The sequence below is a fragment of the Alteromonas sp. H02 genome (genome assembly GCF_059682525.1).
This window is the reverse complement of sequence record NZ_CM185021.1, coordinates 841,771-856,022: the sequence shown is the minus strand read 5'-3', so window position 1 is coordinate 856,022 and position 14,252 is coordinate 841,771. Positions and strand designations below refer to the sequence as shown.

The following is a 14,252-nucleotide window of genomic DNA, read 5'->3' as shown; positions in this document are numbered from 1 at the left end:
CGTGTAAAGTCGTAATTAGTACCAAAATTATCGGAGGTATTTTTTTGTCTTTACCTATACTCATCACCGGTGGAAGTCAGCGTCTCGGACTAGCAATTGCGCAGGATCTGCTGGCCAACGACCAACCGGTTATCATCACATACCGACGACACAAGCCGTCTGTTGACGAACTGAAAAATGCCGGTGCAATGGTGTTGGAGGCGGATTTTAGCACTCAGGCGGGTATTTCGCGAGCAATAGAAGAAATAAAACGCACTGCGCCAAAGTTACGCGGCATAATCCACAACGCGTCTGACTGGGTGCCGGAAAATCCTGAAACCGCGCCCGGCGATTTGATGCATGACATGATGATGGTACATGCCAATGCACCTTATCAACTAAACCTTGCCCTGAAAGACGCTTTGCAGTCTGAAAACGGTACGCTGGCAGACATCATCCACATGACAGACTATGTGCAGGACACCGGCAGCGAAAACCATATTGCTTATGCAGCGAGCAAAGCTGCGCTGCATAATCTTACTCTGTCGTTTGCCCGGGTTTATGCGCCGTACGTAAAGGTAAATAGCATTGCGCCGTCACTGGTGATGTTTAACGACGACGACACTCAGGAATATCGCGAGAAGGCCCTCAACAAAAACCTGTTGGGTCTTGTTCCCGGCGCGCAGGAAGCGGTCAAAGCGGTAAACTATCTGCTCACCGCTGAATATGTCACCGGTCAGACCTTACATTTAAATGGCGGCAGAAACTTAAAGTAGCCAACATCCTGCGCCTAAGTTGTTGGCCCATAAGGGCCGACAGCGTATAATTGCCCCGTCAATCACTTAATCAGGAAACACTGTGACCACCTCACTTATTCCAGAATGGAAAGCCAGCGAAGCGGTTATTCTTGCCTGGCCTCATCAGGACACTGACTGGGCGCCGTGGCTGGAAGATGCTCGTCAAACTTATATGTCTGTTATTCGCATTATCAACGCCAATCAGGCCGGCGTACTATTGTTGTGCCGTGAAGAAGATATGGACGATGTGGAAAGCCGACTGGCAGCCGATGCCCGGGTCATGCTAATCAAAGCAGATTACAACGATACCTGGGCTCGAGATTTTGCTTTTTTAAGCTGCGGCAACCCTGAAAGCCCCTACCCGGTAGAATTTACCTTTAATGGTTGGGGTAATAAGTTTGACGCCAGCAAGGACAATCTGGTTAATCAGCACTATCTGGCACCTTTGTGCCGCGAAAAGCTGCGTACGTCGGCGATTGTAGCTGAAGGTGGCGCGTTAGAAATAGACGATAACGGTCACCTGTTATCCACCGCCTCCTGCCTTTATAACCCAGCCCGTAACGGTAACATGGGCGGCGACGCTTACCGTGAGGAATTTACCGCTTATCTGGGTTGTACACAGCTGTCGATATTTTCCCACGGGCACCTGGAAGGCGACGATACTGATGGTCACATCGACACGCTGGTGCGTTTCACGCCCACCAGCGGCCTGGTGATCCAGGCGGCCGACAATCGCCCCGAAGACAGCCATTATCAGGGCTTATCTGCGCTGGTACAGGAATGCGCGGAAGCCTTGCCTGATCATACCCGCTATTTATTGCCCTTACCTGCCATGTTTAACGACGAAGGCGACAGGTTACCGGCATCTTATGCTAATTATCTAATTTGTAATCATACCGTTTTATTACCGGTTTACGGTCAGCCTGAAGACAGTGAGGCAGTAGCGGTGATGCAGCAGGCTTTCCCGCATCACGAAATTGTGCCGGTTAATTGTGCCACTCTGGTTCAACAGTTTGGCAGCCTGCACTGCATTTCCATGCAGGTACCCTGTAACACCTTAAAAACCGATGTCATTCACCAATTAAACTCAGGAGTGACCCGTTATGTCTGAGCGCACTTTAAAGGTTGGACTGGTACAACAGTCTGTCGCCGACAACGATAAAGCCACCAACTGGAATAAAAGCGCGGCCCGAATTGCCGAGCTGGCTGCACAAGGCGCCGAGCTGATTTTACTGCAAGAGCTGCACAGCACCTTGTACTTCTGCCAGAACGAAGATACCGATGCCTTTGACCTGGCCGAACCTATTCCCGGCCCGGCAACCGACTTTTTTGGCAAAATCGCCGAGCAGCACAATATCGTGCTGGTAACCTCATTGTTTGAGAAACGCGGTTCAGGGCTTTATCACAACACCGCCGTGGTGTTCGACCGCAGCCGTGAGATCGCCGGGAAATATCGCAAGATGCACATCCCGGATGACCCGGGCTTTTACGAAAAGTTTTATTTTACGCCAGGCGATATGGGGTTTGAGCCGATTAAAACCAGTGTGGGTAAGCTGGGCGTATTGGTGTGCTGGGATCAATGGTATCCGGAAGCCGCCCGCCTGATGGCCATGGCCGGCGCTGAAATTCTGTTTTACCCCACCGCAATTGGATGGGATATGACCGACACCGATGATGAGCGCAAGCGTCAGCATGATGCCTGGCACACCATTCAGCGGGCCCATGCAGTAGCCAATTCGGTACCGGTAATCGTGGCTAACCGCACTGGCTTTGAAACATCGCCTACCGAGGGCGATCCGGGTATTCAGTTTTGGGGGCAGAGCTTTGTTGCCGGTCCACAGGGTGAGATCCTTGCCCAGGCCAGCAGCGATAAGGAAGAAACCTTACTGGTTGATCTGGATATGACCCGCACCGAACAGGTCAAGCGGATCTGGCCTTACTTCCGTGACCGCCGCATCGACGCCTACGACGATCTGGTTAAGCGCTGGCGCGACTAGCCTAGTTTCCCCCAGGCAGCGCAATAACACGCTGTTCACATAATACATAGCACTGGCGTTGCGATTTAGGCGCCAGTGCCGTTAGTACTTCATCCTCTATATTCAACCCACCGGTATACTGACCGAGTGCCGGCATCAGCATCAGTTTGTCAGTAACCACCAGGCTTTTTCCGCGAAAACGCCGCTTGCCTGAAGCAAACCGGGCTTTGGGATGGAAGTGACCGACAATCTGCAAGCCGTCGTTATCCTGTGGAATATGCCGGCAATGGATCACGCTGCCCTGCTGAGTGTGTAGTGGATAACTCTCAGCACGCAAACCGTCAAGCGCTTCAGGTACCTGAGGATCATGGTTCCCTTCCAGCCAGATCCATTCCTTCACACTCAGCACTAACGTCTTAAGTTGCGCTACATCTTCGGCTAAAAAGCGGTCAAATGCATGGACATCATGGAAACTATCGCCCAGGCAGAGCACCCGGTTTGGTTGATAGCAAGCCAGCAGAGCCGCAATGCTTCTCAACGTTGCACGGGAATCATAGCGCGGCACCGGCGAGGCATATTGGGAAAGGTAACTGCCTTTTTCGAAATGCAGGTCGGCCAGTAGCAGACAGTCCTGTTCTGGCCAGTACAGCGCCGCGCGGCTATCGAGTAGCCATAGGCTGCCACCGAATCGGATGGGGAATACCTGTTTCGTATCGATTAACTGTTGTAACTGAGGAGTTGAGAGCATGTTTAGCCGTCACCCGAAAGTAGTGCCCTGACCTCATCAAGCATGGATTCGGCTTCAGCATAGAGTGCCGCCTGATCAAGGAGCGCCTGCTCGCCGGCGCCTTTAACCTGTTCACTGCGTACATCCAGCACAATGGGGATCGCCATGGGAGAAACCTTGGGTAGATTTACAAATTGCGTTTTCCCGACAAATCGAATCAAAGTATCCGCCAGTCGCCGGAGATCAAGCAACTCACGCTCGGCATCCTCACGTGCCACCTTTAGCAGAATATGGTCGGGCTCGTATTCACGCAGCGTATCGTAAATTAAATCGGTGGAAAAGGTCACCTGCTTCATGGTTTTGTGTGTACTGTGATAGCGCTGTTCGGTAAGCCCGCTGACGATAGCAACCTGGCGGAATGAGCGTTTAAGCATAGGCGCGTTAAGCATCCAGTCTTCCAGCTCATCGCCAAGAATATCCGGCTGGAATAACGTAGCGATATGACCTTCATCCAGCGGCTTTAGCGCACATACCGACAACCCATAGTCTGTTACGCTGAAACTTAACGGCTTCAGGCCAAGCTTTTCCATCCGCCGGGTTAGCAGCATACCTAACGTTTGATTAACCTTACGCCCTTCAAAAGTGTAATACAGGGAATAGAAGGCCCGCCGGTAAGGAAACTGTTCAATTAACACCTTATCGGTTGCCGGTATACTAGAAAATTCTTTTTGTAACCCCAACCACTCCTGAACCTGTTCCGGCAACTGCCGCCATTGAGTGGGGTTATTCAATAAAGCGCGAACCCCATCGGCCAGGTAAGTAGACAGAGGTAACTGACCGCCTACATAGCTGGGAATTTTCGGCTCCTTGACTTTGTCTGGCCTGGCGTGTAACTGCATATCCCGAATGGCCTCAAAACGCAGCATTTCACCGGCGAATAAAAACGTATCGCCTGGCGTAAGTTGCTGCGCAAAATACTCTTCCACTTCACCGATAATTTTGCCCTGATTGCCGCGCCGGATCCGCTTCACTTTAAGCTTACCCGCCTCAACAATGGTGCCGATATTCTGCCGGTGACGCTGGACAACCCGCTGACTGGCCGGTTTAAAGGTGCCGTCTGGTTGTTGTGTCAGGCGCTGATAACGCTCATAACCTTTAAGCGCATAACCACCGTCCACACTAAACTGCCACAATTGATTAAACTCAGCCGCTGCCAGCCCCTGATATGGGGCAGCATTAAGTATTTGCTGATACAAAGCTTCAGGCGTCACCGCTCCGGAGCAGGCGCAATTAATAATAAACTGCGGGATAATATCCATGGCACCAGGCTGTACCAACGCGCCATCACGCGCGCCCATACTAATGGCCTCAATGGCGGCCTGACACTCCAGTGCCTCAAAGCGGTTGGCGGGTACCAGCAAGGCTTCACTGGCTTCCTCAAACCGGTGATTAGCCCGTCCAATGCGTTGTAGCAGGCGACTAACGCCTTTCGGGGCGCCAACCTGAATCACTAAATCCACATCACCCCAGTCAATGCCCAGTTCCAGGGCCGAGGTGGTGACGATGGCACGGAGCTTACCAGAGGCCATCATTTCTTCGGTTTTGCGCCGCTGCTCTTTACTCAGTGAACCATGGTAAAGGGCGATAGGCAGAACCTGAGAATTCTCTGACCACAACAACTGAAACAATAACTCAGCCTGTGCCCGCGTGTTCACAAACACCAGGGTAGTCCCGGCATTAACGATGGCCTGATAAATATCCCCAATAGCGTATTTGGCCATGAAGCCGCCAAAAGGCATGCGCTGCTCTGAACGTAAAATGCTGATGGCGGGTTTGGCCGTATCTTCAACCTCGAGCAACGCGGCGGGTTCTCCGGTAGGCCCCAGCCAGTCGGCCACCAACATGGGATTAGCCACCGTCGCCGATAAACCGATACGCTTGAAACCGGGTGCCAGCGATTCCAGTCGGGCCAGGGCAAGAGTAGTAAAATCACCACGTTTATTACCAATCAGGCTGTGAACTTCGTCGATAACAACGTTTTTTAGCCTACCGAATATTTTTGGCGCGTCGGTATAAGACAACATCAGCATTAACGATTCAGGAGTCGTAAGCAGAATATGCGGAGGCCGTTTACGCTGGCGCTGACGTTTGTGCGACGGCGTATCGCCAGTGCGTGTCTCCACCGTAACGGGCAGCTCCATTTCTTCTATGGGGCGCAACAGGTTACGATGAATATCCTGGGTTAATGCTTTTAACGGTGAAATGTACAGCGTATGCAGATATTCAGCGGTTTCATGCTGCAGATCTACCAGTGACGGCAGGAAACCCGACAACGTTTTACCGGCACCAGTAGGCGCTATCAGCAGCGTCGACTGCTCCGTTTCGGCACGGTTAAGCATGTCCTGTTGATAGGCTCGCAATGACCAGCCCTGACGGGTAAACCATGCGGTAAATTCGGCGGGTAACGGCAAACTCAAAAGCAGCAACAAATCCAATTAGTTATGTGTTAAGAGTATACGTGTCCTGACACAAAGCGGTTTAATACCCTTCGCAACATTCGCTATACTGCCGGTTCATTTTGTTAATGTGTTCATCTGAATGAATTTATTTACCGCACGACGTTGCTTACTTATTGGCCTTGCCGGACTCATCACTGCCTGCAGTGAGGGGCCATTACCGACCATCGGCCGGACCCATGGTGATGTGCCCATGAGCCGATTAATTACTTTTGACAGCCAGCAAAAATGCTATCGTTTTTTAGAAAATGTGTCTTTTGAAGCCCCGTTTGCCGACGGTATGGCCTATCAGCAATTCACCTGCCTGAATACAGGGAAAAAAATCGGCCGTAAAACCATCGACGAAGTGGCTGAATTGCATGTTTCATTGACCTCTGACGGCGAATATTACATCGTTAAAGGCGGCTATTGAGCTTTTCTGACTAACACCGCGTAAAAGAAGCCAAATGGCTAATTTAACGGAGTGTTTTTGCAAGCAGACAAGTGGCTACAACCACGGGATAACGGCCTTTATTGCGTTGCCGCTGATTGTTACATCGATCCTACCGCACCGGTAAATCGCGCCCTCATCACCCATGGGCACGCCGACCATGCTATTAGCGGGCATCACAGCGTAGTGGCTACAGCGCCTACCATTGCTATTATGCGTACCCGTTACGGTGAGGATATGGCGGAAACCGTTGAGGCGCTCGACTATGGCCACACCATTGAGTTGGGCGATCCGGACGATCCGGTCAGCTGCACGTTTTACCCCGCCGGGCATATCCTCGGCTCCGCCCAAATTCTGCTAAGTTACCGCGGCACCCGGGTGGTGATTTCCGGCGATTATAAACGTCAGCCGGATCCAACCTGTCCGCCCTTTACCGCCATAGACTGCGATGTTTTTATTACCGAGGCGACCTTCGCCCTGCCGGTGTTTAAGCACCCGCCTATTGAGCAGGAGTGTAAAAAACTGCTGCAATCACTTGCTCTGTTTCCTGAACGCTGCCATCTGGTAGGCGTTTATGCGCTGGGAAAATGCCAACGGATGATCCTTGGCCTGCGGGCCCTGGGCTACAACCAGCCAATTTATCTGCACGGCGCCCAACGACGGCTTTGTGATTTGTATGAAGAACACGGCATCAACCTGGGCCAGCTAATTGATGTGACGGATGTAGCTGATAAATCGGAACTTGCCGGTGAGATAGTGCTGGCGCCGCCGTCAGCCCTCAGCGACCGCTGGTCACGCTCGTTACCCGAGGTACGCAAAGCCATGGCATCCGGCTGGATGCAAATTCGTGCCCGGGCTCACCAGCGCCAGGTGGAACTCCCACTGATAGTGTCTGATCACAGCGACTGGCAGGCCTTGCTGGATACCATCGCCGAAGTCAATCCGGGGGAAGTGTGGATCACCCATGGCCGGGAGGACGCTTTGCTGCATCAGCTCACTACTAAGGGTGTAAAAGCCCGGGCGTTATCGCTGATTGGCTATGACGAGGATGCCACAGACTAATGGAAGCTTTTTCGCAACTCCTTCAGCAGCTGTATTTTACCAGCAGTAATAATGAGAAAAGCAGACTGCTCCGCCATTACCTGGCGCACACGGCAGACCCAGATCGCGGCTGGGCGATTGCGGCACTGGCCGGCACCTTAAAGTTTGAGTTTTTTAAACGCAATGCGGTAAAAAATCTTATGCTGGAGCGGGTAGACCCCGACCTCTTCGCCATGAGTTATGACTATGTAGGTGAAATGAGTGAAACGGTAGCTCATTTGTGGCCCGACGCGACCACCAGCATTGAGTTACCCGGGCTGGCAGAACTCATCGACCAGTTTCGCCAGGCTAATCGCGAACAGGTAAAAGCACTGCTGGTACATTACTTATCCGGCATGACAGCCGAGCAGCGCTGGTCATTACTTAAGCTCGGTACCCGAGGCCTCAGGGTGGGTCTGTCGGCTCGCAGTGTGAAACGTATTCTCGCTGAATACGGCGATGTACCGGTTAGTGAAATTGAAACCCTATGGCACGCGCTTAAGCCCCCTTACCGCGAATTATTTGACTGGCTGGAAGGCCGTGCAGAGAAACCCGATATTTCCGGCGCAGTCACCTTCCATCCGGTTATGCTGTCGCACCCGCTACCTGACGATAAAGCCACGCAACTATCCGTTGAAGACTGGCAGGTTGAGTACAAGTACGATGGTATCCGTGTCCAACTGGTGATGACTGAGCAAGGCAAAGCGCTTTTCAGTCGCACAGGAGACGACATCAGTGAGTCCTTTCCCGATGTACTGGCAGGTATAGACGAGCACGGCGTTATTGATGGTGAACTGCTGGTGATAAACAACGGTAAAATTGAATCCTTTAACGCTTTACAACAACGGCTTAATCGCAAGAAACCGTCAAAGAAGCTCATTGCCGAGCGTCCCGCCGGCATTGTGGTTTACGATCTGTTGACCGACAACCACGAAAACATCACGCCGCTGCCGCTAACGCTGCGGCGTCAGCGACTGATCAACTGGCTCTCCCGGGCTGCTTCCAACCATCTGCTTATCTCGCCTTTATTGTCTGTAGCTAGCAGTGAACAACTACAGCAGACCTATGCCAAAGCAGCAGAAGATCCAGGTGTTGAAGGCCTGATGCTCAAACGCAAAGATAGTCCTTATCAACCCGGCCGCCCGAGCGGCCAATGGTATAAGTGGAAACGTGAGGCACTGCATCTTGATGCCGTTATCATGTACGCCCAGCGAGGGCATGGTAAACGCTCGAGTTTTTATTCGGATTTCACCTTTGGCGTATGGCAGGACGACACGCTTCTCCCCATCGGCAAAGCCTACTCAGGCTTTACCGACGAGGAATTAAAAAAGCTCGATAACTGGGTGCGACGCAATGCCGTGGGTCGCTTTGGTCCGGTCCGGGAAGTAAAAAAGGAACTGGTAGTGGAAGTCGCATTTGATGCTATTCATCCTTCCTCCCGGCATAAATCCGGTGTCGCTCTGCGCTTCCCCCGCTTTCATCGCATCCGCTGGGATAAGCCTGCCAGCGAAGCCGATACCCTGGCCAATGCCCGGGCGCTTATCATCGAATAACTTGATGCCAGTTGAAGGTTAGCGCCCTATCTGTGCAGTCCAATTAAGCATTAGCGCTCTGGCGGCCACTCACCAGCTTATACCAGCGTTGCAAGTGCGTTTGTTCCTCACCAATTCGAATCTTCACCACCCGGGCAAAGTCGATGGCACATAACGCGACAATATCAGCGATGGAGAAGTTATCTCCGGCAATATAGGTAGAGTCAGCCAGCTGTTTATCCAGCACGTCAAGAAACTTTACCGCGTCTTTTCCCGCTACCACGCCATAATCGCCAACGGGCGTCATACGGTCGCTGAAGTACCCGGTGGTATGCTGAAAGCAGTGCACCACAGGCAACATCAGACATAAATCGACCCGCCGCTGCCACATGGCAATAATGCCTTTTTCAATGGCACTTTCGCCACATAGGGGCGGATTTGGAAAAGCGGCTTCGATGTAGGCACAGATAGCGTCGCTTTCACTGATACAGGTGCCATTGTCGAGCTCGAGAATAGGCAACTTACCCATAGGATTTTTGCTTAGCATTTGCGGGGAGAGGTTTTCGCCGCCCTTCAGGTCTACTTGTATGTATTCGGCACTAACCCCCTTTTCGGCCAGAAACATTCTGACCCGGCGCGGGTTCGGTGCTGTTTGCGTATCGTAGATTTTCATCGCGAGCTCCTGTTCAGTGAAGAACAATCAGACTAATGGATTTGGTGACCAAATCAACTCACAATTGTGTAGGTTAAGATGAATGATTGGAGAGTAAACCGTGCTTCACGGGCAAACCATGCCCGTAAAACCGGTGAAGAGTGGATTACTGAACGGTTAACAGCGTTGAATTGCCGGTCCAGTAAAGGAGGATTAACTGCATCGCGTCGGTCAGACTCAAATAGTCGCAGGGTTTGGTCATATAAGTGTTACAGCCTAAATCGTAACAGTCTTTTACGTCCACATCGGTATCTGACGTCGAGAACATTATTACCGGAATATGTTTCAAATCGGTATTTTCCCGGATCGCAGATAGCACCTCGCGGCCGCCCATTCTTGGCATGTTCAGGTCAAGAATAATGAATGACGGCAGAGAACCACCATTGGTTAGCTGCTCCATCAAATCCGCGCCATCTACGGCGGTCTTGATCTGGGTTTGCATTAAGTTGCTGTCGATTAAGGCATCGGTAATCAGCTCGCGATCATCTTCATCGTCATCGACAATGTAGATGAAATTTAACTCACTGATCTTCTTTTGATTAATTTCTAAACTGTTCATAGCTCGTACATTATAACATTTTATCTCAACAACCTCACTGACGGCTTACTTCACCGGTAGTTGCATGTAAAAAACGCTACCTTCGTTCTCACGGCCTTCGGCCCAGATACTTCCATTGTGTTTTTCTACAATTTTTCTACAAATTGCGAGGCCCATTCCGGTTCCTTCAAACTCACTTTTGCCATGCAGGCGTTCAAATAAGTTAAAAATTCTTGTGGCATACTGATTGTCAAAGCCAATACCATTGTCTTTAAATGCCAGGGTAATATGTTCCTCCGTTCGGTCCACCACCGTAATTTCGATGACAGGGTGTCGCTCTGGAGCAACAAATTTAAGGGAATTCTGCAGTAAATTCTGGAAAACCCGCATTATATGCCCTTTGTCAGCAAGAATGACACCAATTTTATCTACCCTGATATCCGCCTGCTTCTCGTTCACCAGTAACGATATATCGTCGAGCACCGTTTGAATGGCACTGTTAGCGTTAATGGAACGGAATTTCATGGCGTCACTGCTCAGCCGTGAAAAGCTCAGGGTATTCTTAATCAACGTTTGCATCCGCTCGGCAGACGCCCGCATTCTTTCTAAATAAGATTGGTTCTTCTCTGAGAAAGTGTCGCCGGAGCGTTGGATCCGGTCACCAAAAGTTTGAATCTTTCGCAGCGGTTCCTGTAAGTCATGGGAGGCAATAAAGGCAAAGCGTTCTAATTCACGGTTGGACGTTTCCGCAGTCTCCAGCGCCTCCAGCAGATGTAACTCGGCGGCTTTGCGCTGCTTGATTTCCAGATTTAACTCGGCAGTACGATGGGTTACCAACTCTTCGAGCTTATTATTCATCTGCAATACTTTCTCAGATTCGATAATCATTTTACTCTGGATCATACTGCGCAGCTTTAACGCACCTTCCCGCTCGGCTTCCTGCCAGGGTGCGGATTTTTTATAAACATTTTGTTTCCAGAGTTCAAATGAACTTCTCGGCATTAACCGATGACTGCCATCATCAGTAAACTCAATCACTTTTTCTGGTTTGCCGCCCCAGTTTTTCGCCTGAATAATTTCTTTGCGAAACCACAGAATATACGAACTGTTATCCGCCGAAAGCGACACCATCATCACCCCACTGGCTATGTCGGCAAGTTCAGCAAATTGTGGGTTATCGATGCCAAGCTGGTGCGTAAAATAGGCTTCTTCCTGCTCAGTTACCTGCTCAGCCAGCCACTGGTGTAATGGATTTATGACATTCTGTTCAGGCACATCCCCCGCAGTTTGTAGCGAGCCGTCAAGGCACCATACTGCGCCGCTGGCGTCCACCAACGCGAGCAGTTGATCAGCTTTTATCCTCAGCGCATTCTGATATTCCTGCTCCTCAGCCATGGCCGCTGAGATCTGGCCAAGCATAGCCAGTTGGCGGGCATTACGTTGGGTATCTTCTTCCTGAATTTTGACTGATATCAGCTGTGACAGCATAACAGAGATGTACTGGGCAATTTCACGCACCTCAAAAGGCACGAAGTTACGTGAATAATGATGGCAAGCGATAAGCCCCCATAATTTACCATTAATAATGATACTGATGGACATGGAGGCTTTGACGCCCATATTACGCAAATACTGTATATGAATCGGTGAGACGCTGCGCAGCGAGCAATAACTTAAATCAACGTGAGGTTGAACAGGGTACAAGCGGGACACCTCTGCCTCTACATCACACAACAGCCTGATAGGATTTTTGACGTACAGCTCGCGGGCTTGTTTGGGAATATCCGACTCAGGAAAATGCTGCTTTAAAAACGCATTAAGGTGAGGCTCTTTGGCCTCGGCAATCACCTCTCCATTATATTCATGGTCAAACTGATACAGCATCACCCGGTCAAAACCAGAGAACCGTTTAACCTCTTCCACTACGGTCTGGTAAATCAGGTCGAGTTTGTGCACGCCCATCAGTGACTGAACGGAGTTCTTGAGCATTTTAAGCACCGACTCATAGGCTTTATCACTAACCTTACTGTCCGGCTCCAGCGCAATCAGAATCACCGAACCGTTATAGGTGGCAATAGCGGTCATCTTGCGCAGTGTGGAGTCAACGTGCTTAATTTGCACCGATGTAGGATTAAACAGCTGTAACTTCTCGCTTTGCCATTGTTTACTAATGATAGCGCAGTAGTCTGCATCAACGACTTCAGACAGGCTTTTGCCAATGCATTCTGACAGATCTGCACCGCACAACTCGGTGACATTCTCACTAACACAACTCAGCGTCATAGTTGCCGGCTCAACCACCAGCAAATAACCATGGGGCTGTATCGAACCGGGGATATGAATTGGCTCCTTGTGGCAGTTATCCAGCGTTACTTCAAAGTTATCAGTCAACCCGAACTCCTTTCATCAGCGCATACATATTTGAAAATGACAGGTTGGCGCCGTTAATGATCTGCTTTTCACTGCCTGGATTGGCGGCCACAAACTGCTGCAGGGATAATTGAAATTCCCGCCACATGGCTGGTGTTTTCGGCCCGTAACTGTGGAAAAAACGTAACCCTGAACGCCCCTTAAAATGCGGCTGGTGACGTAACCTGTCGAGGATATGTCCGCCGCCGAGGGTAGCGCCCTCAAACACGTACAAAAACCCCCATGCCTGGGCCTCGTTTTCTGGCAACTCAAGTGCTTCACTTGCATAAGATCCGTGGTCAGAAACACTCTGTCCGCAGTCTTTTTTCAGGTACCTGATATCGCTATCGAGCCAGCTAAGTTTGCAGCGCTCTCTCATCATGGCTGCGGTAGTGTGGAATTGTCCGAGCTTTGCCTCAACCAACTCATAATAAGAGCGATGCAGTTTGAGCATGTGTTGATAGGCCTGCAGATCCAGCGGTGTTGCAAACAGCAGGTCGCTCATCACTGCTTCGATCTGGCAATGTGCGTCGCGGGTTTCCCGCCGCAACCGTGTCGCGATGTCGGGTTTTGCTACCTTGCAAGCTGTTACATTATCCGTCATGGTTTACCCTGGTTGGAAAAGCTGTTATCGAAACAGTCCGGTCACCTCAATCAATATACTCGCCCCCTGTCTTTGTCAACAGAATCCTTGAATTACTATTAAGAATCAATAAGATTAGCATCACAGGTCACTACAAAATGGTATGCGGGCCTGATTGTCCGGCGGCCGGCCGAAAGGCCTAACGCCGGTAAATCTGAATGTAATTGACAGCCAGCGAGTATGATAACCGCCAGACACCGGTAATAGGGTTCAGCTTCATGCCGGTTTCGTTAACCAGTTTAAAGTGTTCGGGGGCTACCCAGCCAGCCAGTTCTTCGGGTTTCACAAACATTTTCCAGTCGTGTGTGCCTATCGGCAGATAGCGCATAACGTACTCTGCACCCAGGATAGCAATGATCCACGACTTTACGGTGCGGTTTAAAGTAGCAAGTACCAGACTGCCCGACGGTTTTACCAGCCTGGCACAGTCGTTTATCAGCGCAGCCTGATCCGGTACATGCTCTACCACCTCAGCATTAATGACCACATCGAATCGTTCATCCTCGGCCAGAAGCTGGCCCGCCAGACAATGCCGGTAGTCCACTAAAAGTCCGGATTGCTGTGCATGGCGGCGGGCCACTTCGATACTCATGGCACTGGCATCCACACCCGTCACTATTGCGCCCCGTTTGGCCAGCGCCTCACTGATAAGACCGCCACCGCAACCAACGTCGAGAATGCGCAGCCCTTCCAGACAATCTGGTGATGATGGATCGCGCCCGTGACAGCTCGCAAGTTGGGCAATCATATATTCGGTCCGCGCCGCGTTAAATGCCAGGGCGGTTTTGTATTTCCCGTTGGGATCCCACCATTCCTGGGCCAACGCATTAAAGCGGGCGATTTCTTGTTCCGAAACGTTATCATTGCTAACGCTACCTGTGACTTTGCTTTTATCCAGCATGGCGATACTTCA

At 50.9% G+C, this 14,252-nt stretch carries 13 protein-coding genes; 6 read left to right on the top strand and 7 right to left on the bottom strand.

Translation table 11 applies throughout. From position 1 onward, the window contains the following. Nucleotides 1–44 precede the first annotated feature (44 nt). The 3 genes from folM (at nucleotide 45) to AC566Q_RS03865 (ending at nucleotide 2,773) form a co-directional block, all read left to right on the top strand. Complete coding sequence (folM, locus tag AC566Q_RS03875; RefSeq protein ID WP_499613904.1) at nucleotides 45–755, top strand: dihydromonapterin reductase; 711 nt, start codon at nucleotides 45–47, stop codon at nucleotides 753–755. An 82-nt stretch (nucleotides 756–837) separates the two neighbouring features. After that, entirely contained in the window at nucleotides 838–1,887 is a 1,050-nt protein-coding gene (locus AC566Q_RS03870) for an agmatine deiminase family protein (RefSeq protein WP_499613901.1), read from the top strand. Further along, on the top strand, nucleotides 1,880–2,773 hold the full coding sequence (locus tag AC566Q_RS03865) for a carbon-nitrogen hydrolase (RefSeq protein ID WP_499613898.1): 894 nt from the start codon (nucleotides 1,880–1,882) through the stop codon (nucleotides 2,771–2,773). The genes AC566Q_RS03870 and AC566Q_RS03865 overlap by 8 nt, the downstream gene beginning before the upstream one ends. A 1-nt stretch (nucleotide 2,774) precedes the next feature. On the opposite strand, the gene pdeM is transcribed toward AC566Q_RS03865, so the two are convergent. Both pdeM and AC566Q_RS03855 read right to left on the bottom strand, forming a co-directional pair. Next, the gene (gene pdeM, locus AC566Q_RS03860) at nucleotides 2,775–3,500 is read right to left on the bottom strand and encodes a ligase-associated DNA damage response endonuclease PdeM (RefSeq protein WP_499613895.1); all 726 of its coding nucleotides are present in this window, start codon (nucleotides 3,498–3,500) and stop codon (nucleotides 2,775–2,777) included. Nucleotides 3,501–3,502: 2 nt separating this feature from the next. Further along, entirely contained in the window at nucleotides 3,503–5,956 is a 2,454-nt protein-coding gene (locus AC566Q_RS03855) for a ligase-associated DNA damage response DEXH box helicase (protein ID WP_499613892.1), read from the bottom strand. A gap of 121 nt (nucleotides 5,957–6,077) precedes the next feature. Between AC566Q_RS03855 and AC566Q_RS03850 the strand changes: the two genes are divergently transcribed. The 3 genes from AC566Q_RS03850 to AC566Q_RS03840 are packed head-to-tail and all read left to right on the top strand — an operon-like array spanning nucleotide 6,078 to nucleotide 9,058. Further along, nucleotides 6,078–6,407, top strand: coding sequence for a hypothetical protein (locus tag AC566Q_RS03850; protein ID WP_123323962.1), 330 nt, complete (start codon nucleotides 6,078–6,080; stop codon nucleotides 6,405–6,407). A gap of 57 nt (nucleotides 6,408–6,464) precedes the next feature. Further along, nucleotides 6,465–7,487: a ligase-associated DNA damage response exonuclease gene (locus tag AC566Q_RS03845; protein ID WP_499613889.1), complete on the top strand. Its 1,023-nt coding sequence runs from the start codon at nucleotides 6,465–6,467 to the stop codon at nucleotides 7,485–7,487. Continuing rightward, nucleotides 7,487–9,058 (top strand): cisplatin damage response ATP-dependent DNA ligase, encoded by a 1,572-nt coding sequence (locus AC566Q_RS03840; RefSeq protein WP_499613887.1) that lies wholly within the window; start codon nucleotides 7,487–7,489, stop codon nucleotides 9,056–9,058. Before AC566Q_RS03845 ends, AC566Q_RS03840 begins: the two co-directional genes overlap by 1 nt. Before the next feature lie 43 nt (nucleotides 9,059–9,101). Here AC566Q_RS03840 and AC566Q_RS03835 read toward each other — a convergent pair whose 3' ends face one another. From AC566Q_RS03835 to ubiG, 5 genes are all read right to left on the bottom strand, one after another. Beyond that, complete coding sequence (locus AC566Q_RS03835; RefSeq protein WP_499613884.1) at nucleotides 9,102–9,710, bottom strand: glutathione S-transferase family protein; 609 nt, start codon at nucleotides 9,708–9,710, stop codon at nucleotides 9,102–9,104. A 145-nt stretch (nucleotides 9,711–9,855) separates the two neighbouring features. Then, nucleotides 9,856–10,308, bottom strand: a complete 453-nt coding sequence (locus tag AC566Q_RS03830) for a response regulator (RefSeq protein ID WP_499613883.1) — start codon at nucleotides 10,306–10,308, stop codon at nucleotides 9,856–9,858. 45 nt (nucleotides 10,309–10,353) lie between these two features. Continuing rightward, nucleotides 10,354–12,678, bottom strand: coding sequence for an ATP-binding protein (locus tag AC566Q_RS03825; RefSeq protein WP_499613880.1), 2,325 nt, complete (start codon nucleotides 12,676–12,678; stop codon nucleotides 10,354–10,356). After that, nucleotides 12,671–13,300 carry a biliverdin-producing heme oxygenase gene (locus AC566Q_RS03820; RefSeq protein WP_105935165.1) on the bottom strand — a complete coding sequence of 210 codons (630 nt, stop codon included), beginning with the start codon at nucleotides 13,298–13,300 and terminating at the stop codon, nucleotides 12,671–12,673. Before AC566Q_RS03820 ends, AC566Q_RS03825 begins: the two co-directional genes overlap by 8 nt. 178 nt (nucleotides 13,301–13,478) lie before the next feature. Next, nucleotides 13,479–14,240: a bifunctional 2-polyprenyl-6-hydroxyphenol methylase/3-demethylubiquinol 3-O-methyltransferase UbiG gene (gene ubiG, locus AC566Q_RS03815; RefSeq protein WP_105935164.1), complete on the bottom strand. Its 762-nt coding sequence runs from the start codon at nucleotides 14,238–14,240 to the stop codon at nucleotides 13,479–13,481. Between the last annotated feature and the right edge of the window lie 12 nt (nucleotides 14,241–14,252).

Coding starts and splice junctions, on each gene's coding strand:
- AC566Q_RS03830 (WP_499613883.1), bottom strand. CDS start 10,308: ATGAACAGTTTAGAAATTAATCAAAAGAAGATCAGTGAGTTAAATTTC.
- AC566Q_RS03820 (WP_105935165.1), bottom strand. CDS start 13,300: ATGACGGATAATGTAACAGCTTGCAAGGTAGCAAAACCCGACATCGCG.
- AC566Q_RS03840 (WP_499613887.1), top strand. CDS start 7,487: ATGGAAGCTTTTTCGCAACTCCTTCAGCAGCTGTATTTTACCAGCAGT.
- AC566Q_RS03865 (WP_499613898.1), top strand. CDS start 1,880: ATGTCTGAGCGCACTTTAAAGGTTGGACTGGTACAACAGTCTGTCGCC.
- ubiG (WP_105935164.1), bottom strand. CDS start 14,240: ATGCTGGATAAAAGCAAAGTCACAGGTAGCGTTAGCAATGATAACGTT.
- AC566Q_RS03850 (WP_123323962.1), top strand. CDS start 6,078: ATGAATTTATTTACCGCACGACGTTGCTTACTTATTGGCCTTGCCGGA.
- AC566Q_RS03835 (WP_499613884.1), bottom strand. CDS start 9,710: ATGAAAATCTACGATACGCAAACAGCACCGAACCCGCGCCGGGTCAGA.
- pdeM (WP_499613895.1), bottom strand. CDS start 3,500: ATGCTCTCAACTCCTCAGTTACAACAGTTAATCGATACGAAACAGGTA.